Source organism: Streptomyces sp. AHU1 (genome assembly GCF_045343905.1).
GTDB classification, from domain to species: Bacteria; Actinomycetota; Actinomycetes; order Streptomycetales; family Streptomycetaceae; genus Streptomyces; species Streptomyces triticiradicis.
This window is the reverse complement of record NZ_CP174283.1, coordinates 670,997-694,873: the sequence shown is the minus strand read 5'-3', so window position 1 is coordinate 694,873 and position 23,877 is coordinate 670,997. Positions and strand designations below refer to the sequence as shown.

Here is a 23,877-nt window from a genome sequence, read left to right as displayed (position 1 = left end):
GGCCGGACAACTCCGTCGTCCGGCAAGGCGATCCTGCCATGCCGCTGCGGCCCTCCGGGCCGCCATGGGCAGGATGCCCTTCATCTCCACCCTGAAGGGTGGAGCACTGGGCAGACATTCGGTAGCGGCCGGGCCAGCCGATCCCCCTGCCGCGTCCTCGGCGGCGCGGGCCGCGGGCCGCGCCGCGACACTGCCTCGCGGCGGGCCCCGGCACCAGTACCTCCTGAGCGCACCGCCTCTCCTCAGGCGCGACCCGGCGCCGGTGCCGCCTCCGCCCCGGCGGTACCGGGCGCCGCGGCCCGCCGGGGGAGCAGCAGCGGGGTCGCCAGCAGGAGGACGCCGGCCAGGGCGATGGCCGTGCGCGGGCCGAGCAGGGCGCCCAGTACGCCCCAGAGCGCGGTCAGGAGCGCGGTCGAGGCCTTGGTCGTCACCGCCCAGGCGGTCAGCGTCCGGGCGACCCGGTCGTTCGCGGTGCGTTCGAGGCGGCAGGTGGAGGAGACGGGGTTGAAGACCCCGCAGCAGAAGATGAGTCCGAACTCCACGCCCATCACCCATGCCAGTCCGCCGGTGCCCTGCCCCAGGAACGCCAGGCCGAGCGGCCAGATCGCGCGCAGCGTCCCGGAGGCGACCAGGACCCGGGGCTGCCCGAAGCGGGTGACCAGCGGCCGGGCCAGTCGCGAACCGAGCAGCCCACCGATCGAGGGCGCGGCGAAGGCGAGGCCGTACTGCCACGGTGTGAACCCGAGCCGGCCGAGCATCAGGACGGCCAGCAGCGGCTGGGTGGCCATGACCAGACCGTTGAACAGGGCCGTGTTGAAGAACAGCGGACGCAGCGTGGGGTCGGCGAGGACGTACCGCCAGCCGTCGAGCAGGTCCGGGGCCCGCACGCGCGCGGCCTCCCGGCGTTCGGGCCCCGGTTCGTGCCCGCCCGTCGCGCGGACGCCCAGGGCGGAGAGCAGGTAGCTGACCCCGTCGGCCACCACCGTCGCCACCGGGCCCAGCAGGCCGATCGCCGCGCCGCCCAGCGGCGGTCCGACGATCGTCGTCGTCCACGCCGTCGACTCGAACCGGGCGCCCGCCACGAGCAGGTCCTCGGCCGGCACCAGCGTCTTCAGGTACGCGCCGGAGGCGGCACGGAAGGCGATGTCGGCCGCCGCGACGACGACCGAGACGAGCAGGAGCTGAAGGAAGGTGAGCACTCCCAGCGCGAACGCGGCGGGGATCGTCAGCAGCGCCGCGAACCGCACCAGGTCCATCGTGATCAGCACCGGCCGCTTGCGGCGGAACTCCACCCACGGCCCCAGCGGTGCCGCCACGGCCGCGCCCACCGCGGCCCCCACGGAGGCGAGCGCGGCTACCTCGGCCGGCCCCGCGCGCAGCACCCGGACGGCGATCAGCTCGAACGAGCCGAAGGCGAGCCACGTGCCGAGCGCGCTGGTTCCGTAGGCTCCCCAGAACCACCCGAACCGCCGCCCCAGCCGGTGCCCGCTCCTCATGCCCGCCCCTCCTCACCACTCGCCCGTACAACCGATCCGCGTCCGAGGACATCAAAGCGAGCGCGGTGAGCCGGGATCAAACAACCGGGAGACCGCACGCCACAACCATCGGTTGTGGAGCTAGGGTGAGGCGTGGACCTCGACACCGTACGGACCTTCGTCGCCGTCGCCGACGCGGGGCAGTTCCAGGAGGCCGCCGCCGAGCTGGCGGTCACCCAGCAGGCCGTCTCCAAACGCGTTGCCGCGCTGGAACGCACCCTCGGCGTGCGCCTGTTCACCCGTACGCCGCGAGGCGCCGAGCTGACCATCGACGGGCAGGCGTTCCTGCCCCACGCGCGCGAGCTGCTGCGGGTGTCCGAACGCGCGGTCTCGTCCGTGCGCACCGGCCGCCGTCCGCTGCGCGTCGACATCATCGCCTCGCGCGGCGCGGCCTCGGGCCTGATGCGCGGCTTCCACCGTACGTACCCCGAGGTCGACCTCGACGTGGTGATGCTGTTCGACATCGAGACGGCCGTCGCCGCCATCCGGTCCGGCGCGATCGACGCGTCCTTCCGCGCCGTCGCCGTGCCCGGCCGGCCCCTCCCCGAGGACATCGAGTCCGTACGGGTGCTCGACGAACCGCTCCAGCTGCTCACCGGCCCGGCGCACGCGCTGGCGGGCGCGAAGTCGGTGACGGTCGCCGGGCTCGCCGGTCACCGGATCTGGATGCCGGGCATCGTCCCCGGGACCGAGTGGGCCGCCTACTACGAGGACCTCGTCGCCGAGTTCGGCCTCACCATCGAGGCGACCGGCCCCAACTTCGGTTCCGACGCGCTCCTCGACACCGTCGCCGACACCCCGGCGCTCGCCACCTTCATGGGCGAGCAAACCCGGCTCGTCTGGCCCGCGGGCCACGGTCTGCGCCTGATCCCGGTGACCGACCCGACGCCCGTCTACCCGCACTCGCTGCTGTGGCACCGCGACAACCCCCACCCGGCGCTGGCCACCCTGCGCACCCACCTCGCCGCCACGGCGGCCGGCCGCGACGCCGCCGGGACCTGGACCCCGGACTGGGTGATCCCGCGCTGAACGCGGCTCCTACGAGCCCTCTCCGCCGTCGGCGCCGTGGTCCTGCACCCAGTTCTTGTGGGCGTTCGACCCCTCACGTCCGGGTGAGATCCTCAGTACGGCCTCGTTGTCGATCTGTTCCAGGCTGGTGATCACGTAGGGGGATCCGGTCCTCACCGCGATCCGGATGCTGCCGTTGGCGTACTCCGTCACCCGCAGCGTCCGCCCGCCGGACAGGGGGAGGTCCCGTTTGCCGACTTCTCGTGGTCTCTCGTCCGCCGCAGCCATGGCCTGCCCCTCGTCTCGCACGGATGGAAGGGCGTCACCTTACGCCGTCCTCGCTCCGGCCCTCCACGGCGGCGGCCGGGGACCTCGCCGTCGGATCCCTCGGGGCGGTCGCTCGTGCCCGGCCCCGCGCCCGGTCAAGGGGAGGCGGGGCCGTCGGCCGCGGCGCGCAGGACCTGGTCCAGCGGTGTCGCCCGGTGTCCGGTGAGGTCCTCGACGGCGGTGGTCACGGTGGCGAGGGAACCGTCGGCGATCGCCGCGTAGGTGGACACCCATGCGTCGAGCTGCCAGTCGGGTGCCCCGTACACCGCGCGGGAGGCGTACGCCTCCTCGGTCGTCTCCCGGACGTAGGAGACCGGCCGGCCGCCGACGGCGGTGAGGATCCGGGCCACGTCGGCCAGGCCCAGCGCCTCCGGTCCCGTGAGCTCGTAGGTGCGGCCGGCGTGCGGACCCGGATCGAGCAGGACCGCCACCGCGGCGTCGGCGATGTCGTCCTGGGCGACCAGGGCCGCCCTGCCGTCCCCGGCCGGCCCGCGGATGGCGCCGTCGGCACCCACGAGGGCGGGCATGAAGTCGGCGTAGAGGTTGTCACGCAGGAAGGTGAAGGGGATCCCGGCGGCGCGGACGTGCTGTTCGGTGTGCCAGTGGTCCCGGGCCAGGGTGAAGGTCGCGTCCGGCGCGGCCCCGTGGAAGGAGACGTAGACCAGGTGCGCGACACCGGCCCGGGCCGCGGCATCGACGAAGGTGCGGTGGTCCCGGAGCCGGTCGGGGGACTCCGAGGCCGAGACCATCAGGACGCGGTCGGTGCCGCGCAGGGCGCGCACCAGGGCTTCGTGGTCGTCGTAGGAGCCGGGGACCGCGATCGCGCCGGGCAGCCGAGGAGCGCGGGAAGGGGTGCGGGCCAGGAGGGTCTGCGCGATGCCGGCGGCGGCCAGTCTGCGCGCGACGCGCCCGCCCAGGCGGCCGGAGGACCCGGTGATCGCGTAGGTGACATCGGTGGGGGCCAACGTTCTCCTCCTCGGGCGGGTGCCGGGTGCCGATCCGCCGCGGTGGCCGTCGCGGACGGACGGTCCGCGGGGTGGCGGGCGGGAGTGAAGCGGTACGGGACGAGTGTGACGGTGGACCGGGGTGGCGCGCCCGGCGGCCCGCTGACAGGTGTGCTCCGGTGTCACGTCCCGAGGCTCGTCAGCCAGCGGCCCGGATGGCCGGGAGGCAGCCGGAGGTCCTCGCGCACGGCCGCGTAGTAGCCTTCGCGACCCCTGCGCTGGCGCTCCAGGAGTGCCTGCCACGCCTGCGGATCGAGGGTGCCGGCGCGCTGGAAGCGTTCCATCTCCATCACCACGGTCACCCAGTCCCGGGCCCGGTCCACCACTTCGCGGCTGCCCAGCATGATCAGGGCCTCGCCCGCGGGATCGCGGTCGTCGGTGGCCCGGGCCAGGAGCGGTTCGGCCTCGGCCAGGGGCAGGGGGTGCGGGTGCGGGTCGTTTCCCATGTGCGCGGCGACGCGGTAGGTGAGCGTCACCGACTTCTTCAGCGACCGCGCGTACTCGGAGTACACGGCGAGGCGCCGCTCGTCCCACCGGTCCGCGCGGTCCCGTTCGAAGCGCTCGCGATCGCTGCGGACGAGGGCCAGATACGAACCCAGGGCGCCGATCACGACGCCCACGAGAGCCGGGAGTTGCTGAAGGAAGGCGGACATGTCCGCACCGTACACAGCGAATCAGGCGAGCAGGGAGCGTCCGATGATCTCCTTCATGATCTCGGTCGTCCCGCCGTAGATGGTCTGGACACGGCCGTCGGCGAACGCCTTGGCGATCGGGTACTCGGTCATGCAGCCGTAGCCGCCGTGCAGTTGCAGACGGCGGTCGACGCTGCACTCCAACCCGATCGTCTCCGGCACCACACCCGTCGGCTGGACCGCCGGCTTTTTGGACGGCGGCAGCAACACGTACACCGCGGCCGTCCACGCGATCTGCCCCAAGACCGGCTGACCGCTCACCCCGGCCGGGAAACGGCCGAGGGGCCCGGTGCCTTGCTGGGTCCCTCGACGCCGGGCCCCTCGACCGCCCGCACCTCGGTGCGCGGCGGCACGGTCCCGGCGGCGTTCACCCCTGGCTCTGCTGGACACACTCGGTGACGACGTCCCGCAGGCTGCCCGTGCGCTCCCACATCCGGCGCTGCTCATGGGCGCCGGTACCCCGGCGCAGCAGTTCCGCGAGTGTCCTGTCGACGAGGTCGGTGTCGCCGTTGCGCGTCAGGGCGTCGTCGACGTGTTCCCGCAGTGTGCGCAGGACGTGTGCCGCGGGCCGGGGACGCATGGTCGTGGGGTCGAGGAGGTCTTGTTCGAGGCCGCAGCGGGCGGCTTTCCAGGCGGCGAGCCTGAGCACGTTCACGCTGTGGTCCGGTGCGGGCCGGCCGGCCCGCCAGTCACGTGCGGCCGTGTCCACCAGGGCGCGGGCCAGGGCCGCGATGAGGACGGGGGTGTCGGAGCGCAGGCACACGTCGGCCACCCGGATCTCCACGGTGGGGTAGTTCGCGGACAGGCGTGCGTCGAAGTACACCATCCCTTCGTCGAGGATGACGCCGGTCGCCACCATGTCCCTCACGCGGCGGTGGTACCGCTCGGCCGTACCGAACGGCTCCGAGGGTCCCGCCGAGGGCCAGCGGTCCCACGCCCGGCTGCGGTAGCCGGCGTAGCCGGTGTCCTGCCCTTGCCAGAACGGCGAGTTCGCGCTGAGCGCGGCCAGCACCGCCAGCCAGGGGCGCAGACGGTCCAGGACGGCCACGCCCTCCTCGTCGGACGCCACGGACACATGGACGTGGCAGCCGCACACCAGCTGCTCGCGTGTCGTGGTGCCGTACTGCTCGGCCATCCACCGGTAGCGGTCGTTCACGCTGACCGACGGGCTGACCGGCAGAGGGGAGGTCGCCAGGGCGGCGACCGCGCAGCCGATCTCACCGGCGAGGCGTGCCGCTTCCTTGCGGCACCGCACGATCTCGTCCCCGAGGTCCGCCAGGTCCGACCGGGGATGCGTGGCGAACTCCAGCATCTGCCCGAACAGTTCTTTCTCGAAGACGTCCTGCCCGGGGTCGTCCCGGTCGGCGTGGGCCAGGACCGCCCCCGACAACGCCTTCGGCTCCCCGGTCACCGGATCGACCAGGAGAAGCTCCTCCTCCACCCCGACGGTACGCAACGTCGTGCCACCTTCCTGCCACAGGCATCGGGACACACCGTCGTCGGCGACTGCCGACGACGGTGTGCGCAAGACCCCGAGTCCCCAAAAGTGACCCCTCGACACCCACGGCCGAGCGGTGTCGGCGTACGGCCCGGGTTCCCCTTTTGCGTACGGATGAACGTCCCCGGCCGTGCTCGCGGACCGGGCCCGCCGGGGCCGTCGGTCAGGACAGGATCTCGACGTACCCGTCGGTGCCGTGCACCCGGATCCGCTGTCCGTCCCGGATCAGCCGGGTGGCCCCCTCCACGCCCACGACGGCCGGCAGACCGTACTCCCGGGCGATGACCGCGCCATGGGTCATCAGACCGCCCACCTCCGTCACCAGCCCCGCGACCGCGACGAACAGCGGCGACCAGCTGGGGTCCGTGAAGGGCGTGACCAGGATGTCGCCCGCTTCCAGATCGGCCTCCTCCATGTCGAGGACGACGCGGGCCCTCCCCTCGACGGTCCCGGCGGAGACGGGCAGGCCGACCAGGGCGCCGGCCGGCACGTCGTCGCGCCGGTACGACCCGGTGACGGCCTCGCCGTCCGAGGTGAGCACCCGGGGCGGCGTGAGCGCCCGGTACGACCGGAACGCCTCCTCGCGCCGCCGGACGAGCCGGTCGTCCACCCGGTTCGTGCGCACGGCGTCGTGGAACTCCTGGAACGTGAGGTGGAAGACGTCCTCCTTCTCGCGGAGCACGCCCGACCGCACGAGCCGCTCGGCCTCCTCCAGCAGGGCCCGCTTGTAGACGAAGGAGCGGCTGACGATGCCGTACTTCGGATACTCCCGGTACCCGGCGAAGGCCCTGACCTGGTCGATCATCCGTTTGGTCGCGTCGGCCCTGCGCTCCCCGTCCGGCAGGGACCGCAGGCGCGACAGCACCTCCCGCTCCTTCTCCCGGGCCTTGCGCAGCCCTTGCTCGAAGCGCCGCTCGGCGGCGCCCGGCCCGAAGTTCCTGACGTTGTCGAGGATCACGGGCACGAGCGTGGTGGGGCGCTCGCGCCACCGCGGCCTCGTGATGTCGATCTCGCCGACGCAGCGCATGCCGTACCGGTCGAGGTACGCCTCGATGGCGTCGCGGGCCTCGGTCCCGCCCGGCAGCTTCACCAGCTCGTCCAGGAAACCCTCGTCCTCGACACCTTGCAGGAACGCCACCACCTCCGGGTGGGGCCGGATCACGTCGGCGACGTCGAGCAGTTCGAGGCCCATCTCCGAGGTGATGTTGTCGGGGGCGGACAGCGTCAGCGTGTCGGCGGCGTTCTTCTCGCCCAGCCACTCCAGGAGCTTGTCGTTGAGCCACCACGTGGCCTCCATCCCCGCCATGATCGCCCGGATGTTCAGAGGATCACCGAGGACCCGCTTGTGCTCCTCGAAGGCCTCCAGCAGGAACTCGAACAGCGCCGGTCCGGTCTTCGTGCGGATGTCGCGCTCCAGGGCGGCGACGGACGCCCGGCTGCGCTCGATCAGCTCCGTGACGATGGCCGGATCGGCCTCGGCCGGAATGGACGCATCGGCCACCGGCGGACCGCCGGGACCCGTGTCAGGGGGCGACGGGAGACCGTCCTCGTGGCCGAGGACGGTCTCCAGGGCGTCCCTGACCAGTGGATCGCCCCTCCCCATGACGTCCAGGAGCGCGGCGCGGCTCGCGGGCGAGGCCAGGCGCGGTGCCACGTCGACGAACAGCCTCCCGCCGGCCTCGTGCATCGGCACCATGGCCGTCAGCCGCCACATGGACAGCCCCAGGGACTTCATGGGGTCGGTCATCATCTGCTGATGGCCGACGGAGACGTAGACGTGGTTCTCCTGGTCGTCGCTCTCGGGGACCGGGAACAACGTGGTGACCGGCCGGCTCTGGACGATCCGGAAACCGTCGTCGACCAGGCACCATTCGATGTCCTGCGGGCGGCCGAAGTGCGCCTCGATCCGCCGTCCCAGCCGCACGAGCCGTACGGCCTGCTCGTCCGTCAGCGCGGGCCGCTCCTGCGACTCCTCGTCGACCGCCACCTCCCGCGTGCCGCCGGTGGGCACGGCGTGAACGGCACGCCGCTTGGCGGAGATCGTCCTGGCGACGACCTCGCCGTCGCGCACCTTGAAGACGTCCGGGTTCACCAGGCCGGAGACGAGGGCCTCGCCGAGGCCGAAGCCGGCGTCCACGGTGGCGACCTTGCGGTTGCCCGTGACGGGGTCGGCCGTGAACAGGATCCCGGACGCGTCGGGGAAGACCATCCGCTGCACGACCACGGCCATGTGGACCGTACGGTCGTCGATGCCGTTCCGCCGCCGGTAGATCACGGCGCGCTCGGTGAACAGCGACGCCCAGCACCGGCTGATGTGCCGCAGGATCTCCGCGGGCCCCACGACGTTCAGGTACGTGTCCTGCTGGCCGGCGAAGGACGCCGTCGGCAGGTCCTCCGCCGTCGCGCTGGAGCGGACGGCGTACGCGGAACGCTCGCCGAACCGGGCGAGCGCGCCGGTGATCGCCGCCGCGAGATCGTCCGGGACGGCGACCTCCTCGACGGTCCGGCGGATCCGCGCGCTGAGCGTCCGGACCGCCTCCCGGTCGTCCGGGTCCACGCGTGACAGCCGGTCGAGCAGCTCGTCGGCCGACGGCGCCTCCGCCATGACGCGCCGGAAGGCGTCCGTCGTCACACAGAAACCGTCCGGCACGCGGACGCCCTCGATCCGCGACAGCCCGCCCAGATGCGCGCCCTTGCCGCCGACGACCGCGCCCAGCGTCTCGTCGGCCTCCTGAAGATCCAGCACGTACCGCTCGGTCATCGCGACGCCTCCGAGGCGGCCGTGCTCCCTCGTACCGCGGTGTCCGGTCGCATCACCGGCGTCTCCCACTCCGTCGAACCTCTTGTCGGGCACGTTCCCATCCCTGATCGTCTTCCCGTCCGCGCGCCGCCCGGCCGCTCCGCCGGTCGGGCGGCACGCCTGCGCGTCTCCGCGGGCCGTGGCACAGGCCGACGATTGTGCGCCGTGACGGGGGCCTTGCGGCAAGACCCCCGGTGCGCTATACGTTGAGAGAGGCAAGGAGAGGGCTCTCCTTGCCTTCGCCATGTGCGGTCCGGACGGACCGGCGCTCTCCTCTCGCGGCCTTCTCCCGCGGCGCGACGGCGCCCGGGGCGAGGGAACGCCCCGTCGGGTTCAGGCGACGAGCAGGCGGAGGCCGAGCTCCGCCGTGTCGAGGGCGACGATGTCGCGGTTGCGCTCGGCCCACCGGCCCGAGGACAGGTCGTCGCGGAGGCCGTTCACCGCCCGCCGCTCGGCCTCCGGCCCGACCCTGGTCCACACCGACACCGCGCGCCGCACGGGTTCCTCCAGGTAGGCCTCGGGCCGGCGCCAGTAGGCCTCGAAGAAGCCGTCGGCGCAGTCCCACGGAATCAGCACCGGCTCCGCCCGCCCCCCGATCGCGCGGGTCAGGTCGGCCAGCGAGGGCCGGCCGACGAGCAGGTCGGCGAACTCGGGCAGGTAGTCGCGCGCGAGCCAGAACCGGTCACGTCCGCCGGTGGCACTCGCGTCGTACGTGAACACCACCACGCGGCGGGCCACGCGCCGCATCTCGCGCAGCCCGGCGATCGGGTCCCGCCAGTGGTGGACGGTGCTGAAGGCCATCGCCGCGTCGAAGGTCCGGTCCTCGAACGGGAGGCTCTCCGCTTCGGCGGCCACGCACGGTGCCGCGCCCGCGGGACGCTGGGCCCGCATGACCGCCGACGGCTCCACCGCGGTCACGTCGCGGTCCGGGGGCTCGTAGGAGCCGGTACCGGCGCCGACGTTCAGTACCGTCCGGGCGTCCCCGAGCGCGTCCCAGACCCGTGCGGCGATCCGCGGCTCGGTCCGCCGTGTGGCCGGGTAGGCGGACCCGATGGTGTCGTACAACTTGGCTCCGAACATGGTCAGTTGTTCCTCCGGCGTGGTCCTGATCCCCATGGCCCGTGCCTCCAGTTCCTCGTCTATCGCCGTCACCATGGCGGCGGCACGGTCGCGTTGTTCCAGCAACAGGCCGCGCAGCCGGCGCAGACGCGCGACCGCGTCGGTGGCCGGGTCGTCGACCAGATCCGCGATCTCCCGCAGTCCGAAGCCGAGCCGCCGGTGGGCGAGCACCTCCCGCAGCCGCTCCACGTCGCCCGCCGAATAGGCCCGGTATCCGCCCGCTGTTCGCGCGGACGGCCGTACGAGGCCGATCTCGTCGTAGTGGTGCAGCGTGCGGACGCTCACGCCGGCCAGTTCGGCCACGCGGCCCACGGTCAGGTGTTCCTCCATGCGGCCGACGATGCGGCATGACGCCGCGTGAGGGTCAAGTGCCCGGATTCCGGGGCCGCGTGACGCGGTCGCCGGGCCGGGCACGGACAGCCGGGCACATACACGGCCTTGTCAGGGCGAGAGGAGCACCCTGATAGTTTGTCCGTCCGGTGGGGTCGGTTCAGGTGACGAGGGGGCGGAGCCGTGCGACGCGGTGGGAACGAGGCGGAACTCGGTGCGAGACGCGGGAGTTACCCGATAGCGGGCGTCACCGGGACGCTGCTGCAGATGTTCCGGCGGTTCGCCATACTCTTCTGTCTCATCCTGCTGGGATTCAATATCTACAAGGGGTCCGACGGCGACCTCTCCAAGGGACTGATCGCGGCGGCCGTGATCCTCGGTCTGGTCGGCCTGCGGGCGGCGTGGGGCTGGACGTCCGCGCGCCTCGGGGTGCGCGTGTGCCACATCCACACCGGCGGTCTCGTCGTCACCGGTCTGTTCGGCCAGGTGAAGCACGTCGTGCCGTGGGACCGGCTCGCCGTCCTGAAGCACATGTCCAACCTGACGCCCCTGCTCACCTTCCACCGGTTCGATCTGGTGCGCACCGACGCCAAGCCGGTGGCGATCCTCGTCCTGAAGGCGAAACCGGAGTTCGTGCCGGCGCTGAAGAGGGCGACGGAGCTGGCCGGTATGCGCTCCGAGGAATGACGTGACGGAGGACCGGAGCGGGCGTACGGACACCATCCCGTTGAGCCGGGGAGACCTGCGGTGGGTCTTCCCCGAGGTCCGGGACCCCGGCACGGTCCGTGGTGCCCTGTCCGAGGCGGACGTACAGGTCCGGGCCCTGGCCCGGCACCTCGGTGTGCTTCCGGGCGGGGCGGGCGGCGGCCTCGAATTCCACCGGGTCGAGGGGATCGTGGTGGCGGGCCTCTTCGGCGCCGCCGAGGCGGAGGGCCTCACCTTCACCGCCGAGCTGTACTTTCCCCGCCGGTGTCCGTGGGACCTTCGATGGGGTCCTCCCTGGGAGGTCACGGCGGAGGTCATGGCCGTGTGCGACCAGGTACGGGAATGCGGCGGCCACATCCTCGCCGAGAAGGCGGGGACCTTCACGACACCGCTCGAAGCGGCCGGAGGACTGGTGGAGGCGACGGCCTGGCTGCTCGACCGCGGAGTCACGGAACCTCCGGCCTCGTGGCGGTCCCGGGACGATGCACGTTGCCGCGGCGCGACCCCGTAGAACACGGGGTTCGATCACCCCGGCTCAGGACGCGCACATGAGGTGCTTCAGGGGGTGCCCGGACCGTCCGGTGACGAGGTGCCCGGCACCTCGTCACCGACGAGGAAGAGCCTGAGGCGGCACTCGTCCTCCGCCTCGACACCCACCTGCCGCCCCCAGTGGGCGGTGAGACGGTGGGCGACGTCGACCAGCCGCCGGCGGTCCTCCCGGGTGTACGCGGGGTACCGCGCCCATCCCTCGTCGGCGATCCTGCTGCCGAGCTCGGTGAACAGCAGGGCCCGGAAACGCGCTTCTTCCTCGGTGGTGAGGGGTTCGGGCGCGTCCTCCGCGGGCCGCGTCCGGACGTTGTAAAGGTCTCGTATCACCGCTCGGCCCGCCCTCTGCTCCAGATGTGTTCGCGCGAGCCTACCGGCCTCCGGTGAGCGGCTCGGGGGGACCGGCCACGCCGACGCAGGCCTCGTTGCCCTCGGGGTCGGCCAGCACCCAGTTCGACGGGGCGTCGGCGTCGCTCACCAGGCGGCCGCCCGCCGCCAGGGCCGCGGCGATCCGTGCCTCGGCCTGGTCGTAGGGCACCCACACGTCGATGTGGACGCGGTTGCGCCGGGGCCGTGGGGCGTCCATCCGCTGGAAGTAGAACGGCGCCCCGCGGCCGCCCGGGTCGACCAGGTCCTCGTCGCTCTTCGCGCGGTCCCGGTAACCGAGCAGGGCGCGCCAGAACGGCACCACGTCGGCGCCGGAGAGCGCGTCCACGGTGACCTGGACGGTCTGGACGGCGGACGGGTCGGCCGGGAGGGCCAGCGAGCGCGCGATCGCCGAGATCTGTCCGGCGAGATCGATGTGCCGCTCGGTCAGTCCGTAGTAGTCGTCCGTGAGCGCGATCAGTCGTACGGTCACACCCTCCCGGCGCAGGTCGACGTCCGGGTGGTCGTCGACCACGCCGGGCAACTCGCTGATGGCCCGGACGAGTTGGGCCCCGGCGGCGAACGATCCGGTACGGAAGTACGCGCACGCCCCCTCGCCGACCACGCGCCAGTCCTCCAGACCGGCGGTCTCGTGGAAGCGGCGCGGCCGGATGTGGCCGGTTCTGTTCTTCTCCTCGATCATGTTGCCAACGTAGCGGGCCACTCGGACAACTTTCCCGACCTCCGGGGCCCGGTCACCCGCCGTCGGGAACGCGCGGATGCTCCACCTGGGAGAGCCAGGCGGTGAGCAGCGTTTCGAGCGACTCGGCCTCGGCGGGCGTCAGCAGGTCCAGCAGGCGGCGTTCGTTGCGCATGTGGTCGCTGAAGGCCCGGTCGATCAGTTCGCGTCCGGGCCGGGTGAGCGCGACGATCCGGCCGCGCTGGTCGTCGTCGGAACGGCGGCGGGTGACGAGTCCGGCCCGCTCCAGGCGGTCGATCCGCTTGGTCATCGCGCCGGTGGTGACCATGGTGTGCGCGGCGAGTTCGCCGGGTGCCCGTTCGTAGGGCTCACCGGCGCGGCGCAGCGCGCACAGGACGTCGAACTCGCCCTCGCCCAGACCGTAGCGGTCGTAGACGAGGCGGAGTTCCTCACCGAGCCGGTCGGCCAGGCGGTGCAGTCGGCCGATCACTCCCTGCGGGGTGATGTCGACGTCGGGTCGCTCGCGACGCCACTCCGCCTGGATGCGGGCCACGCGGTCCAGGGATTCACCGTGCTCCATGGCTGGCATTGTAGCTTCCCGGGAAGTTATATTGTCTTCCATGGAAGCTAATATGCGATGGGTGGCGCTGACCGCGGTCGCGCCGGTGGCCTGGGGGACCAATTACTTCGTGACGCACGAGTACCTGCCGGCCGACCGGCCGCTCTACGGGGCCGCCCTGCGGGCGCTGCCGGCCGGCCTCGTCCTGCTCGCCGTGCGCAGGAAACTGCCGCGCGGCGCGTGGTGGTGGCGGTCCGCGGTGCTCGGGCTGCTCAACATGAGCGTGTTCTTCGTCCTCGTCTACGCCGCTTCCCAGCTGCTTCCGACGAGCGTGGCCTCGACCGTCATGGCGGTGGCCCCGTTGACGATGATGCTCATCGCCTGGCCCCTGGTGTCCGAGCGGCCGCGGACCGCCCATCTGGCCGGCGCCGTGATCGGACTCGGAGGGGTCTGCCTCATGCTGCTCGGCGGGGTGGGAAGCGTGAGCGTCCCGGGGGTCCTCGCCTCGGTCGCCGCCATGCTGGTGTCGTCCTTCGGCCACATCCTGGCCAAACGGTGGAACACCGGTGCCGACGTGCTCGCCTCGACCGCCTGGCAGCTCACCGCCGGGGGAGTGTTCCTGCTTCCGGTCGCCGCGGCCGTGGAAGGCCGTCCCCCCGCGTTCTCCGGGCAGACGCTCCTGGCGTTCGGCTACGTCGCCCTGATCGCCACCGCGCTGGCCTTCGCGGCGTGGTTCACCGGACTGCGGCACCTGCCCACGGGGACCGTCGGACTGATCGGACTGCTCAACCCCGTCACCGGCGTACTGCTCGGCATGGTGGTCGCCGAGGAGGTGCTGACCCCGCAGCAGCTCGGCGGACTGGTCCTGGTCCTGGTCGGAGTCGTCCTGGGCCGGCCCCGGCGCGCGGACCGGCGAAGCGTCACCCGGGCGGCTTCCCGCGCATGTCCGGCGCCCGTCCGCAACGAGTGATCCCGTGACGCGCGTCCGCGGCGAGTGGTCCCGTGACGCGCGTCCGCGGCGAGTGGTCCCGTGACGCGCGTCCGCGGCGAGTGGTCCTCCCGCGGGACGGCGCGTGCCGCCCGTCGGTGAGCGGACCGGGCGACGGCGTGGCGCCGCGGGTGTCGGGCGAACGCCGGGACCGGGGGCGCTACCCCCGCAGCCGCAGGGAGAACTCGTTGCCGTCGGGGTCCAGCAGCAGGGCCCGGTCGTCATCGCCCGCGCCGGTGGCCGTACGCGTCGCGCCGAGCGAGACCAGACGGTCGATCTCCGCGTCCCGGTCGGCGTCGGCGGGGAGCGCCAGCTCGAAGTACAGCCTGTTGGGACCCGTCTTCGGCGCCACCGGGGGACCACCCCAGGTGATCTTCGTGCCGCCGCCCGGCGACTGGATCGCGGTCTCCTGGTCCTGGTCCCAGACCAGTGGCCACCGCAGCGCCTCGCTCCAGAAGTAGCCGACCTCCTGCGTACCGTCACAGGCCAGGGCTCCGATGACCCCGGTGTCGGCGAGGAACTTGTTGCCCGCCTCGATGACGCAGAACTCGTTGCCGTCCGGATCGGCGAGCACCACGTGCTCCTCTTCGGGGAGCTGGCCCACGTCGATGTGCCTGCCGCCGAGTTCCAGGGCCCTGGCCACCGTCTGCCGCTGCTCCTGCGGGGAGGCGCTCGTGAGGTCGAAGTGCGCCCGGTTCCGGCCGGTCCTCGGCTCCTGGCCCGGCAGGAAGCGGATGCGGAACCCGGCCGCGTCGGGCGGCAGGATCGCGACGCCGTCCTCCGGACCCTCGGCCGGCTCCCAGCCCAGGACACCGGACCAGAAGCGCGCCAGTTCCGAGGGCCGGGTCGCGTTGAAGCAGATCGCGAACAGTTGGCTGCTCATACCCGGGCATCTCCGATCCGCTGACGGTCGATCCGACGTCTTGCCCTGTGCGCGCGTGCAGCCTAGGGGCGGTCGTGCGGTGTCCGCATCCGGATTTTCGCCGCGAGGAGGCCGGGAGGCGCGCCGGGCGTGGATCCGTCCGGTGGGGCCGCCTACGGCGGGTGCGAGCGGGTGCGAGCGGGTGGCCGGGTCAGAGGGGCAGGTCGTGGTCGATGAGGAAGTGCCTGCAGGTGCTTCTCTTGCACGTGCCGAGCGGGCCGCCGTGCTGGAAGTCGGGGCACGGGCAGGACAGACAGGGGATGTGCTCCTCGAGGCCGGGCTCCCAGCCGTGAGCCGTCAACCGTGCTCGGGCGGCTTCCTGGATGCTGCGCCTGTGCTTGTCGAGTTCGAGGAAAGCGGCCTTGTTCTCCTCGAAGGCCTTCTTCTGGGCGTCTGTCAGGTCGTCCTTCTTCATGGTGCCTCCGGAGCGGGAGATGACGGCGAGGGCTGCTTCATCCTCACGATCACGATGGCCCGGCGGACGCCCGCTCGCACGTCGGACACGGCCTTCCCCGCCCGTAGGGCTCCGTTCACCGGCGGACGGCCGTGACCAGCCACGCCCCCGTTCGCATGAGGACGCCCGGCGCCTGTTCGTACGGCGTGAGAGCGGCGGAGAGGGCGGCCCGCACGCGGCTCGCCCCGTCCCCGTCGCCCGCGGAGCCGAGCAGCTCCACCAGGTACCGCCCGGGCCCGGACCCCAGCAGGTGCTCGGCGGCGGCGTCGACGTCCCGCCCGAAGTTCCCGAGCGCGTCGACGGCCTCCGTGCGTACGCCGTCGAAGCCGGCCTTCGTCAGGACCTCCCGTACGACGACCGGGTCGGCCAGCGAGAACATGCCCGGCCCGGCGGAGGCGCCGGACGCCCGCGGCGGGGAGGGCAGCGCCGCGCTCGCGGCGCCGTACACCTGGGCCCACTCGCAGCGGGCGGGGTCCGCCACGCACACGAAGGCGAGCCGTCCGCCGGGGCGCAGGGCGCGGGCGATGTTGCCGAACGCGGCGGCCGGATCCGCGAAGAACATGATCCCGAAGCGGCTCAGGGCCACGTCGAAGGCGGCCCCGGGCAGAGGATGGACCTGGGCGTCGCCCTGCTCGAAGCCGATGTTGCCCAGGCCCTCCTCCGCGGCCAGCCCGCGTGCCCGGTCGAGCATGGGGCCCGACAGGTCCAGGCCCAGCGCCGATCCCCGGGCGGCGGTACGGGCGGCCAGCCGCGTGGTCTGTCCGGTCCCGCAGCCGACGTCGAGCACGCGGTCCTCCGGGCCGATCCCGGCCGCGGCGAGGAGGGGCTCGTCGAAGCCTTCGTTGACGGCGTTCCAGCGGTCGTGGTGGTCGCTCCAGTGCCGGCCCTCGTCGCCGTTCCAGGCCTGGAACTGTGCGGTGTTGACGAGCTCGCGCATGGGACCGCTCCTGTCGGAGAGCTAGTATGGGCGTCTGCTCATACCAAGGTATGAGCGTTCGCCCATACTGGCAAGCGCCGTCCGGGAGGACTCGATGTCACCACGCGGAGTAGCGATCCCCGATGTCAGGGAGCGGCTCTTCGCCGCGGCGGAGCGGGTCCTGGCCCGGGAAGGAACGGCCGGGCTGACCAACCGGTCCGTCACGGAGGAGGCGGGCTGCGCGAAGGGGCTGCTCTACAACCACTTCGCGGACCTGGACGACTTCGTGACGCAGCTCGTCCTGGACCGGTTCGCCCGGATCGCCGCGGAGGTGGGCCCGCTGCCCGGCCGGGCGGGCGGCGGGGACGTGCGCGAGAACCTCGCCGCCGCCGCGCTCGCGATGCTCGGCACGAGCGGTCCCGCGATCGCCGCGGCCGCCCTCTCCCGCCACGAGGTCGCCCGGCGGGTGGCCCGGTCCTGGGCGGACGGCGCTCCCGGACCGGGCGCGGTCGAGGACGCGATGACCCGCTACCTCCAGGCCGAACAGCGGCTGGGTCGAGTGGCGCCGGACGCCGACTGCCCCATGCTCGCCCTCGCCCTGACCGGCACGGTCCACCACCTCCTGATGCACCCGGGTCCGCGACCGCAGGACAGCGCCCCGCTGATCCGCCGTCTGGTCACGGCCCTGGTGCCCGTGCCGCCCGGGTCCACGGCGGCGCCCTGAGCGGACCGCCGGGCGTCCCGGTCTCCCCGGCTTCCGCGCGCGGGTTCTCGACGCGCGGTCCGGCGGCGACGGATCAGGGGTAGTACGGGGTGTACGTGATCGAGGAGACCTTGAGGTAGCGGGCGCCGTCCGCGGTGGCCCAGGTCGAGGAGTCCGGGTTGCCCGGCCAGTCGCCGCCGACCGCGGTGTTGACGATGAAGCGCATGCCGACGCCGGGAGCGGTGGTGTACCACTTCGTCCCCTGGAAGGCGCCGTCCACCCAGAAGTCGATGTGATCGGGCCACCAGCTGAACGCGTAGACATGGAAGCTGTTGGTCCAGCCCCCCGGGTTGTTCACGGCCCACTGGGTCTGCGCGTTGCCGGTGTCGTGGAAGGTCTGGTACACGGTGGTGGGGTTGGACCCGACGATCTCGGCGGCGTCGATCTCGGGGAGCCAGGGGTTCAGGTAGGCCGCCCACACGGCGGGGAGCAGCCCCTGCCCGTTGGGCATGTTCGCGGTGAAGCTGTAGGTGCCGTAGCCGTAGAGGGCCTTGGACTCCACGCGGCCGGAGTAGTAGACCCCGCCGCCCGCGTCGTAGGTCTTGATCATCAGGGTGTCGCCGTCGTACCAGACGCAGTTCGGTGTGTACGTCTCCAGCTCGTTGTTGGCCGTCCATCTGCCGTTGATGACGTTCCAGGAGTTGACGGTCTGCGGTGCGCCCCAGGAGCCGGCGTACGCGGGTTGCCAGGCCGAGAGCAGCATCACGCACACGGCGAGCACGGTGACCATGAACCACCTGGGCCGTACGGGGATCGTCGTCATCGGAGCTCCGTTGCTCGATGGGTGAGACATGGCGTGGGAGCGGTCCCACGTCGTCATCCGGAACGTAGGACTTTGTTCAGGACCTGACAATAGGCGCGGCATGGATTGCCGTCCGTGTTCCGGACCTGAACGAAAGGCCGTGCCGCCTTCGGTCGTCGGGCCGCGCCGGGAGGGCCGGCGCCGCCCGTTCCGGCGGTGACCGGGGCCGCTGCCCCCAGGTAGGGCCAACCCCCCGTCACGGACGCCGGTCCACCGCAATGCACGGACACCTGTGCACAGACGACTGTGTACGCATGGCACAGGAACCCGCGACCGCCGGACCGCACGCGCCCGCCGGACAGGCCCCGGCGCCGCCGGCCGGGAACGGTGGTGGCGGGACGTCCCGGGAGGCCGTCGACCACCGGGACCGCCTCGGCGTTCACGGCGATCACGACGGTCACGACGACTGCGGCGATCGCGACGACCGCGGCCCCGGTCCCGCACACACCACGAATCCGCCCGCCACGAATCCGCCCACCACGAAGAGGACCGATCCCTCATGATGCTGCGCTATGCCCTGAAGTCGGTCCGTGCCCGCAAGGCCGCGTTCTTCGGTGCCTTCCTCGCCCTGATGTGCGCGGCGGCCCTGATCACGGCCTGCGGCACCCTCCTGGAGACGGGCTTACGCGGGTCGATCCGCACCGAGCGGTACACCGCCGCCCCCGTCGTGGTCTCGGCCGACCAGAACGTCCACCGGACCACGGTGAAGCACAAGAAGGGCAAGACCAAGACCAAGCACAAGGCGAAGCCCGTCGCCGAGCGGGCCTGGCTCCCCCAGGGGCTGGCAGGCACCCTCGCGCACACCCCGGGCGTCGCCCGCGTCGTACCCGAACTGACCTTCCTCGCCCAGCCGTTGACCGCGAACGGTACGGGCGGCCGTACCGCCTACGGGCACGCCTGGGACTCCGCCGCCCTCACGCCGTACAGGCTGACCGCGGGGAGCGCGCCGAAGAACCCGGCCGACCTCGTCGTCGACCCGTGGCTCGCCGGGCGGGCCCGGTTGAGGGTCGGCGACCGGCTCACCGTCCAGTCGACGCGGGCACCGCGCACCTACCGCGTCTCCGGGATCGCCGCGCCGGCCGTGGAGGTACCGCACCAGACGTCGCTGTTCTTCTCCGCCGGGGAGGCCCGCAGGCTGGCCGCGCACCCCGGGAAGGTCACCGCGTTCGGCGTGTTCCCCGACCGGGGAACGGACACCGGACGGCTGCGCCCCGCCGTGGTGCGGGCACTGCGGGGCACCGGCGCACAGGTCAGCAGCGGGGATTCCCGCGGTGCCGTGGAGTTCCTGGACGCCGCCGCGGCCCGCACCAGGCTGGTCAGCCTCGGTGGCGCCATGGGCGGCACCTCGCTGCTGGTGGCCGTGCTCGTGGTCGTCGGCACCTTCGCGCTGACCGTGCAGCAGCGCCACCGCGAACTCGCCCTGCTCCGCGCCGTCGCAGCGAGCCCGGGACAGATCCGGGGCCTGCTGGGCCGCGAGGCGCTGATCGTCGGTGCGGTCGCCGGTCTCACGGGTGCTCTGCTCGGGCTGCCGCTGGGCGGCCTGCTGCACAGCAGGTTCGTCGCGATGGGGGCCGTCCCCGCGACGCTCCGGCACACCGCCAGCGTTTTCCCCGTGGCCGCGGGTGTCGTCGCGACACTGGCCGGAGCCTGGGCCTCCGCCCGGGTCGCCTCCCGCCGGATCACCCGGATCCGGCCGGTCGAAGCGCTCGCCGAGTCCCGCACCGAGCCCGCGCGGCTTCCGTGGGGACGTGTCCTCGCGGGACTCCTCCTGCTCGCCGGCGGTACGGTCCTCGTCGTCGTCCTCACCTCCCTGCGCACCGAACCCGCGTCGACACCGGTCACCTTCCTGGCGGTCGTGGTCCTGTCCACCTCCGTCGCACTGCTGGGGCCGCTCCTGGTCAAGGCGGCCATGCTCCTTCTCGGCGGCCCGCTGCGCCTCGTCGGGCCGGGCGGCCGGCTGGCCGCGGCCAACCTGCGCGGCAACGCCGCCCGCATGGCGTCCGTCGTCACTCCTCTCACCCTGCTCGTCGGCATGACCTGCACGATCCTGTTCGTGACGCCCACCCTCGGCGACGCGGCCCGCGCCCAGGCCCGTGAGGGCGTGCGCGCCGACTGGGTCGTCGTCCCGGCCGGCCCGGGCGTCCCGGCCGAGGCCGCACGGCGGCTGCGCGCACACCATGACGTGGCCACCGAGGTGGTGCGTACGACCGTCCGGGTCGGCCTCGACAAGTACGCCGCGCAGGGCGTCACTCCCGCCGGGCTCACCCGCACCTGGGACCCGGGCGTCACCGCGGGATCCCTCGGCCGGCTCACCGACCGCACCGTGGCCGTGAGCGAACTGGCCGCCGAACAGCTTCACTTGAAGCCCGGCAGCACACTGAGGCTCACACTCGGCGACGGCACGCCCGCCGAGCTGACCGTCGCCGCCGTCTACACCAGGGGTCTCGGCTTCGGGGACCTCACCTTCACCCACGACCTGGTGGCACGCCACGTCGACAACCCCCTCGCCGCCGCGGTCCTCGTCGGCACGCCCCGTACGCGGACGCAGATCGCGGCCGCGCTCCGTGACGTCCCCGGCGCCCGCGTCGTCTCCCCGCGCACCGCCGACCACCTCCAGGCACAGCGGCAGCAGGCGAACGCGGAGGTCAACCACCTCGCCATGGGGCTGGTCCTGGCCTTTACCGCCATCGCCGTCGTCAACACGCTCGCCATGTCGGTCTCCGAACGCGTCCGTGAGTTCGCCCTGCTGCGGCTCGCGGGGGCCACCCGGCGGCAGGTGCTGCGCATGCTGCGGACCGAGGCGCTGTCGGTGGTGCTCCTCGCCACCGCGCTCGGCAGCGGCATCGCCCTCGCGGTCCTGACCGCGTTCGGCGTCGGCATGACCGGTCGCGCCGCCCCGTCCGTCACTCCGCTGCCGTACGTCGCCGTCGTGGCCGTCGCCGGACTCCTCGCCCTCGCCGCCACCGCCCTGCCCGGACGCGCGGCACTACGGGTACGCGCGGTGACGGTGGCCACCGCCAAGGAGTAGCGCCGGACTCGCCGACCGAGACCCTGCTCCGTCGGCCAGGGCCTCACCGGGCCCTTCGGCGCCGGGGCCCGGAGCTCAGCGCCGGGGCCCGGCCGTTCTCACGGGGTGCTCGACTCCTGACCGGCCGTCGCGGTGAGGCGCCGCAGGGAGGCCTGGGCGGGTGGGCCCCAGCTGGGCTTGCCTCCGGGGCGGCCGTGGACGCCGGCGTCGGCGATGTGGAGACAGGCGAGAGCCCGCAGCACCGCCCAGCCGCGGGCGCGGCGAAGGGTCGCGGGGTCCGGGCTCGGCCGGTAGGCCTCGTGGAAGCGGTCGACGGCGCCGTCCGGCAGCAGGATCCACGCGGCGGCGAGGTCGAAGGCCGGGTCGCCGGCGAAGAGGTCCCCGAAGTCGATCACCCCGGAGAACGTGCCGTCCGTGGTCAGGACATTGGCGGGATGCAGGTCGCCGTGGAGCCAGAGGCGCGGGCCGGTCCAGTCGGGCGCGGCGGCCGCGTCCTCCCAGACCGCGCGGACGGCGGCCGGGTCGCGGACCAATCCCAGTTCGGTGGCCGAGGCGAGTGCCCGGGTGAGGTGTCCGGCGGTGTCGGCCAGCGGGCCGCCGCGGTCCCGGCCCGCCGGCGCCGTGTCGGGAGCGGGCCGGTGAAGGGCGGTCAGGAAGGCGGCAAGGGCGTCGGCGGCCTCGGCGGGGCGTGTGGCGGGGGCACGGTCGGCGGGCTCGCCCGGCACCCAGGTGGTGACGAGCCAGGGGCGCGGGAACCGCTCACAGGGCTCACCCAGGTGCTGCGGGACGGGAATCCGCAGGGGAAGGCCCGGGGCGAGGAGGGGCACCCACTCGTGCTCTTTGCGCAGCAGCGCGTCCGCGGACCCTGTCGCCCAGGGCAACCGGACGGCGAGGTGGTCGCCGAGCCGCCACACCTGGTTGTCCCAGCCGAGCGCGCCGAGTTTCAGGGGGAGATCCGCCAGATCGGGGTACTGCTCGCGCAGCAGGCCCCGGATCAGGTCCTCTGTGATGTCCGGCTCGGTGAATGTCATGCGGAGCAAGGGTAGTTGGGTGGCGGGCCCCGGGTTCCGACCAGATCCGTGCCGGGTGCCGTGGGCGGCCGCTTGTTAGTCTTTCCGATCATGCGAGCCCTCTTCCCAGGATCCTTCGACCCGATCACTCCAGGGCACCAGGACGTACTCCGGCGCGCCGCCCTCCTGTTCGACGAGGTCGTCGTGTGCGTGATGTTCAATCCGAACAAGACCGGCCGCTTCCCCGTCGCGGAACGGCTGGACCGGCTCCGCGCGGCAGCAGCCGGCTCGGGCAACGTGACGGTCGACTCCCACACCGGCGGCCTGCTGGTCGACTACTGCCGCCGAGCCGGAATCGACGTCGTCGTCCGCGGGGTCCGGAACGTCGCCGACCTGGACCACGAAATGCCGATGGCCCGCATGAACCGTGAACTGGCCGGAGTCGAGACGTTCTTCATCGCCGCGGACCCCGCCCTGGCCCACGTCTCCTCCACCCTCGTCACCGCGATGAGTCGACAGGTCCGTGTCCCGAACGGTGATGTGAGCGAGCCCCTTCCGGCGGGTGGGGGCGGCGGCGAGGGCCCCTGAGAGGTCCTTACGAAGGCGGCGGAAGCCGTGGATCCGGGCGACGGCGCGTTCGACGACCCGGCGGAAGACACCCGGGCCGGAGCTCACAGTGGGGCAGTGTGACGCGTCACAGACAACACGGCGTCACTGTGGGAACTTCAAGGGCCCTTCTTGCCAGTCGAGTTGCTGAAAGCCGAGAGCGAGGTCCGGTCGACCGCACGGATCATGACGCTCGTCCCGTGTGTGCGGAAGAGGCGGAACCGCGGGCCGGCGAGGGAACCTGCGGGAGGGGCGGCCTCCATGCGGAAAGGATCGAATGCGCTCTTTGGAAGCTCTGACGCTTGATCAGGTGGTCGACACGGCCCGCTATCCCCTGCCGGACATCGCGAGCGCCCGGGGACAGGCCGTGGTCTCCCGTGCCCGGCGCGACCTGGCCACTCTCGGCTGCACCGTGCTGCCCGACTTCATCCGCCCGTCGCTGCGCGATGTGCTGCGGCAGGAGTGCTCGGCCATCGCCCCCCGGGCGCACCACGACGTCGAGACGGTGAACGTCTACAACATCGCGGTGGACTCGGAGCTGCCGGACGGCCATCCGGGCCGGAGGACCTTCGAGCGGGGCAACGCGTTCGTCGCGCGGGACCGCATCCCCGCGGACGCCCTCATCAGTCGGCTCTACTCCGACACGGTGTTCCGGGACTTCGTCGCCCGCTGCTTCGAGCTGACGGAGCTGCACGAGCTGGCGGACCCGCTCTCCGGGCTGGTCCTCAACGTCGTCGCGCCGGGTATGGAGCACCCCTGGCACTTCGACACCAACGAGTTCACCGTGAGCATGCTCACCCAGCAGGCGCAGGCCGGCGGCGTCTTCGAGTACTGCCCGAACATACGGACCGCGCGGGACGAGAATTTCGACGACGTCCGGGACGTGGTGGACGGCCGGGGCGAGCGGTTGACCCGGCGCCTCCCCCTGCAACCAGGTGACCTGCAGTTGTTCAAGGGGCGCTACTCGCTGCACCGAGTGAGCCCGGTGCGCGGCGAGGTCGCGCGCCACTCCGCGATCTTCGCCTACAGCGAGCGCCCCGGCGTCATCGGGAGCGTGGAACGGACCCGGCAGCTCTTCGGCCGGGTGCTGCCCGAGCACCTGGCGGCCGAGGGGCGGGCGGTCCGCGGCGACCGGCTCCTGGACTAGGCCGTGTCCGGCCGACCATTCGCGTCGTCGCCCGAAGGGCGGCGCGAGAACG

At 72.7% G+C, this 23,877-nt stretch carries 24 protein-coding genes and 1 pseudogene; 9 read left to right on the top strand and 16 right to left on the bottom strand.

Annotated features, from left to right (window positions below; genetic code table 11):
* Nucleotides 1-242: 242 nt before the first annotated feature.
* The gene (locus tag ACICHK_RS03255; protein ID WP_406835578.1) at nucleotides 243-1,496 is read right to left on the bottom strand and encodes an MFS transporter; all 1,254 of its coding nucleotides are present in this window, start codon (nucleotides 1,494-1,496) and stop codon (nucleotides 243-245) included.
* Nucleotides 1,497-1,628: 132 nt separating this feature from the next.
* On the opposite strand from ACICHK_RS03255, the gene ACICHK_RS03250 reads away from it, so the two are divergent.
* On the top strand, nucleotides 1,629-2,564 hold the full coding sequence (locus tag ACICHK_RS03250) for a LysR family transcriptional regulator (RefSeq protein WP_406835577.1): 936 nt from the start codon (nucleotides 1,629-1,631) through the stop codon (nucleotides 2,562-2,564).
* A 9-nt stretch (nucleotides 2,565-2,573) separates the two neighbouring features.
* On the opposite strand, the gene ACICHK_RS03245 is transcribed toward ACICHK_RS03250, so the two are convergent.
* From ACICHK_RS03245 to ACICHK_RS03215, 7 genes and pseudogenes are all read right to left on the bottom strand, one after another.
* Nucleotides 2,574-2,831 carry a hypothetical protein gene (locus tag ACICHK_RS03245; protein WP_406835576.1) on the bottom strand — a complete coding sequence of 86 codons (258 nt, stop codon included), beginning with the start codon at nucleotides 2,829-2,831 and terminating at the stop codon, nucleotides 2,574-2,576.
* Nucleotides 2,832-2,965: 134 nt separating this feature from the next.
* The gene (locus ACICHK_RS03240; protein ID WP_406835575.1) at nucleotides 2,966-3,835 is read right to left on the bottom strand and encodes an SDR family oxidoreductase; all 870 of its coding nucleotides are present in this window, start codon (nucleotides 3,833-3,835) and stop codon (nucleotides 2,966-2,968) included.
* 161 nt (nucleotides 3,836-3,996) lie between these two features.
* Nucleotides 3,997-4,527: a hypothetical protein gene (locus ACICHK_RS03235; protein ID WP_406835574.1), complete on the bottom strand. Its 531-nt coding sequence runs from the start codon at nucleotides 4,525-4,527 to the stop codon at nucleotides 3,997-3,999.
* A gap of 21 nt (nucleotides 4,528-4,548) precedes the next feature.
* Nucleotides 4,549-4,695 (bottom strand): annotated as a pseudogene (locus ACICHK_RS03230) (acyl-CoA dehydrogenase family protein); the annotation flags it as partial.
* Between the two features lie 238 nt (nucleotides 4,696-4,933).
* Complete coding sequence (locus ACICHK_RS03225) at nucleotides 4,934-6,022, bottom strand: glutamate--cysteine ligase (RefSeq protein WP_406835573.1); 1,089 nt, start codon at nucleotides 6,020-6,022, stop codon at nucleotides 4,934-4,936.
* Between the two features lie 205 nt (nucleotides 6,023-6,227).
* A complete protein-coding gene (gene rph, locus ACICHK_RS03220) occupies nucleotides 6,228-8,825 on the bottom strand; it encodes a rifamycin-inactivating phosphotransferase (protein ID WP_406841154.1) in 2,598 nt (865 codons plus the stop codon).
* A 372-nt stretch (nucleotides 8,826-9,197) separates the two neighbouring features.
* Nucleotides 9,198-10,313 (bottom strand): MerR family DNA-binding transcriptional regulator, encoded by a 1,116-nt coding sequence (locus ACICHK_RS03215; RefSeq protein WP_406835572.1) that lies wholly within the window; start codon nucleotides 10,311-10,313, stop codon nucleotides 9,198-9,200.
* 183 nt (nucleotides 10,314-10,496) lie between these two features.
* On the opposite strand from ACICHK_RS03215, the gene ACICHK_RS03210 reads away from it, so the two are divergent.
* Together ACICHK_RS03210 and ACICHK_RS03205 are read left to right on the top strand one after the other, a co-directional pair.
* Nucleotides 10,497-11,000, top strand: coding sequence for a hypothetical protein (locus ACICHK_RS03210; protein WP_406835571.1), 504 nt, complete (start codon nucleotides 10,497-10,499; stop codon nucleotides 10,998-11,000).
* A gap of 1 nt (nucleotide 11,001) precedes the next feature.
* Entirely contained in the window at nucleotides 11,002-11,529 is a 528-nt protein-coding gene (locus ACICHK_RS03205) for a hypothetical protein (protein ID WP_406835570.1), read from the top strand.
* Between the two features lie 47 nt (nucleotides 11,530-11,576).
* On the opposite strand, the gene ACICHK_RS03200 is transcribed toward ACICHK_RS03205, so the two are convergent.
* From ACICHK_RS03200 to ACICHK_RS03190, 3 genes are read right to left on the bottom strand one after another with little or no spacing between them, the layout of a single operon-like run.
* On the bottom strand, nucleotides 11,577-11,894 hold the full coding sequence (locus tag ACICHK_RS03200) for a hypothetical protein (RefSeq protein WP_406835569.1): 318 nt from the start codon (nucleotides 11,892-11,894) through the stop codon (nucleotides 11,577-11,579).
* 40 nt (nucleotides 11,895-11,934) lie between these two features.
* On the bottom strand, nucleotides 11,935-12,654 hold the full coding sequence (locus tag ACICHK_RS03195; RefSeq protein WP_406835568.1) for a VOC family protein: 720 nt from the start codon (nucleotides 12,652-12,654) through the stop codon (nucleotides 11,935-11,937).
* Between the two features lie 31 nt (nucleotides 12,655-12,685).
* Nucleotides 12,686-13,210 carry a MarR family winged helix-turn-helix transcriptional regulator gene (locus tag ACICHK_RS03190; protein ID WP_406835567.1) on the bottom strand — a complete coding sequence of 175 codons (525 nt, stop codon included), beginning with the start codon at nucleotides 13,208-13,210 and terminating at the stop codon, nucleotides 12,686-12,688.
* A 52-nt stretch (nucleotides 13,211-13,262) separates the two neighbouring features.
* On the opposite strand from ACICHK_RS03190, the gene ACICHK_RS03185 reads away from it, so the two are divergent.
* Complete coding sequence (locus ACICHK_RS03185) at nucleotides 13,263-14,159, top strand: EamA family transporter (RefSeq protein ID WP_406841153.1); 897 nt, start codon at nucleotides 13,263-13,265, stop codon at nucleotides 14,157-14,159.
* 178 nt (nucleotides 14,160-14,337) lie between these two features.
* On the opposite strand, the gene ACICHK_RS03180 is transcribed toward ACICHK_RS03185, so the two are convergent.
* From ACICHK_RS03180 to ACICHK_RS03170, 3 genes are all read right to left on the bottom strand, one after another.
* On the bottom strand, nucleotides 14,338-15,060 hold the full coding sequence (locus tag ACICHK_RS03180; protein WP_406835566.1) for a VOC family protein: 723 nt from the start codon (nucleotides 15,058-15,060) through the stop codon (nucleotides 14,338-14,340).
* Between the two features lie 190 nt (nucleotides 15,061-15,250).
* Nucleotides 15,251-15,514: a hypothetical protein gene (locus ACICHK_RS03175; protein ID WP_151471963.1), complete on the bottom strand. Its 264-nt coding sequence runs from the start codon at nucleotides 15,512-15,514 to the stop codon at nucleotides 15,251-15,253.
* A 115-nt stretch (nucleotides 15,515-15,629) separates the two neighbouring features.
* The gene (locus ACICHK_RS03170; RefSeq protein ID WP_406835565.1) at nucleotides 15,630-16,490 is read right to left on the bottom strand and encodes a class I SAM-dependent methyltransferase; all 861 of its coding nucleotides are present in this window, start codon (nucleotides 16,488-16,490) and stop codon (nucleotides 15,630-15,632) included.
* A 94-nt stretch (nucleotides 16,491-16,584) separates the two neighbouring features.
* On the opposite strand from ACICHK_RS03170, the gene ACICHK_RS03165 reads away from it, so the two are divergent.
* Nucleotides 16,585-17,193, top strand: coding sequence for a TetR/AcrR family transcriptional regulator (locus tag ACICHK_RS03165; protein ID WP_406835564.1), 609 nt, complete (start codon nucleotides 16,585-16,587; stop codon nucleotides 17,191-17,193).
* A 73-nt stretch (nucleotides 17,194-17,266) separates the two neighbouring features.
* Here ACICHK_RS03165 and ACICHK_RS03160 read toward each other — a convergent pair whose 3' ends face one another.
* Nucleotides 17,267-17,995: a family 16 glycosylhydrolase gene (locus ACICHK_RS03160; protein WP_406835563.1), complete on the bottom strand. Its 729-nt coding sequence runs from the start codon at nucleotides 17,993-17,995 to the stop codon at nucleotides 17,267-17,269.
* Between the two features lie 293 nt (nucleotides 17,996-18,288).
* On the opposite strand from ACICHK_RS03160, the gene ACICHK_RS03155 reads away from it, so the two are divergent.
* Both ACICHK_RS03155 and ACICHK_RS03150 read left to right on the top strand, forming a co-directional pair.
* Nucleotides 18,289-18,537 (top strand): hypothetical protein, encoded by a 249-nt coding sequence (locus ACICHK_RS03155; protein WP_406835562.1) that lies wholly within the window; start codon nucleotides 18,289-18,291, stop codon nucleotides 18,535-18,537.
* Entirely contained in the window at nucleotides 18,534-21,062 is a 2,529-nt protein-coding gene (locus ACICHK_RS03150; RefSeq protein ID WP_406835561.1) for an FtsX-like permease family protein, read from the top strand. The genes ACICHK_RS03155 and ACICHK_RS03150 overlap by 4 nt, the downstream gene beginning before the upstream one ends.
* 98 nt (nucleotides 21,063-21,160) lie before the next feature.
* On the opposite strand, the gene ACICHK_RS03145 is transcribed toward ACICHK_RS03150, so the two are convergent.
* Nucleotides 21,161-22,093 carry an aminoglycoside phosphotransferase family protein gene (locus ACICHK_RS03145; protein WP_406835560.1) on the bottom strand — a complete coding sequence of 311 codons (933 nt, stop codon included), beginning with the start codon at nucleotides 22,091-22,093 and terminating at the stop codon, nucleotides 21,161-21,163.
* A gap of 90 nt (nucleotides 22,094-22,183) precedes the next feature.
* On the opposite strand from ACICHK_RS03145, the gene coaD reads away from it, so the two are divergent.
* Together coaD and ACICHK_RS03135 are read left to right on the top strand one after the other, a co-directional pair.
* A complete protein-coding gene (gene coaD / locus ACICHK_RS03140) occupies nucleotides 22,184-22,660 on the top strand; it encodes a pantetheine-phosphate adenylyltransferase (protein ID WP_406835559.1) in 477 nt (158 codons plus the stop codon).
* 295 nt (nucleotides 22,661-22,955) lie between these two features.
* On the top strand, nucleotides 22,956-23,825 hold the full coding sequence (locus ACICHK_RS03135) for an arpA protein (RefSeq protein ID WP_406835558.1): 870 nt from the start codon (nucleotides 22,956-22,958) through the stop codon (nucleotides 23,823-23,825).
* The last annotated feature ends 52 nt before the right edge of the window (nucleotides 23,826-23,877 follow it).

What these genes read in the sequence shown, in the direction of transcription:
- ACICHK_RS03180 (WP_406835566.1), bottom strand. Translation starts at nt 15,060, where the DNA reads ATGAGCAGCCAACTGTTCGCGATCTGCTTCAACGCGACCCGGCCCTCG.
- ACICHK_RS03185 (WP_406841153.1), top strand. Translation starts at nt 13,263, where the DNA reads ATGCGATGGGTGGCGCTGACCGCGGTCGCGCCGGTGGCCTGGGGGACC.
- ACICHK_RS03160 (WP_406835563.1), bottom strand. Translation starts at nt 17,995, where the DNA reads ATGACGACGATCCCCGTACGGCCCAGGTGGTTCATGGTCACCGTGCTC.
- ACICHK_RS03215 (WP_406835572.1), bottom strand. Translation starts at nt 10,313, where the DNA reads ATGGAGGAACACCTGACCGTGGGCCGCGTGGCCGAACTGGCCGGCGTG.
- ACICHK_RS03190 (WP_406835567.1), bottom strand. Translation starts at nt 13,210, where the DNA reads ATGGAGCACGGTGAATCCCTGGACCGCGTGGCCCGCATCCAGGCGGAG.
- ACICHK_RS03255 (WP_406835578.1), bottom strand. Translation starts at nt 1,496, where the DNA reads ATGAGGAGCGGGCACCGGCTGGGGCGGCGGTTCGGGTGGTTCTGGGGA.
- ACICHK_RS03245 (WP_406835576.1), bottom strand. Translation starts at nt 2,831, where the DNA reads ATGGCTGCGGCGGACGAGAGACCACGAGAAGTCGGCAAACGGGACCTC.
- ACICHK_RS03235 (WP_406835574.1), bottom strand. Translation starts at nt 4,527, where the DNA reads ATGTCCGCCTTCCTTCAGCAACTCCCGGCTCTCGTGGGCGTCGTGATC.
- ACICHK_RS03155 (WP_406835562.1), top strand. Translation starts at nt 18,289, where the DNA reads ATGGCACAGGAACCCGCGACCGCCGGACCGCACGCGCCCGCCGGACAG.
- ACICHK_RS03135 (WP_406835558.1), top strand. Translation starts at nt 22,956, where the DNA reads ATGCGCTCTTTGGAAGCTCTGACGCTTGATCAGGTGGTCGACACGGCC.
- ACICHK_RS03165 (WP_406835564.1), top strand. Translation starts at nt 16,585, where the DNA reads ATGTCACCACGCGGAGTAGCGATCCCCGATGTCAGGGAGCGGCTCTTC.
- ACICHK_RS03175 (WP_151471963.1), bottom strand. Translation starts at nt 15,514, where the DNA reads ATGAAGAAGGACGACCTGACAGACGCCCAGAAGAAGGCCTTCGAGGAG.
- rph (WP_406841154.1), bottom strand. Translation starts at nt 8,825, where the DNA reads ATGACCGAGCGGTACGTGCTGGATCTTCAGGAGGCCGACGAGACGCTG.
- ACICHK_RS03150 (WP_406835561.1), top strand. Translation starts at nt 18,534, where the DNA reads ATGATGCTGCGCTATGCCCTGAAGTCGGTCCGTGCCCGCAAGGCCGCG.
- ACICHK_RS03145 (WP_406835560.1), bottom strand. Translation starts at nt 22,093, where the DNA reads ATGACATTCACCGAGCCGGACATCACAGAGGACCTGATCCGGGGCCTG.
- ACICHK_RS03170 (WP_406835565.1), bottom strand. Translation starts at nt 16,490, where the DNA reads ATGCGCGAGCTCGTCAACACCGCACAGTTCCAGGCCTGGAACGGCGAC.
- coaD (WP_406835559.1), top strand. Translation starts at nt 22,184, where the DNA reads ATGCGAGCCCTCTTCCCAGGATCCTTCGACCCGATCACTCCAGGGCAC.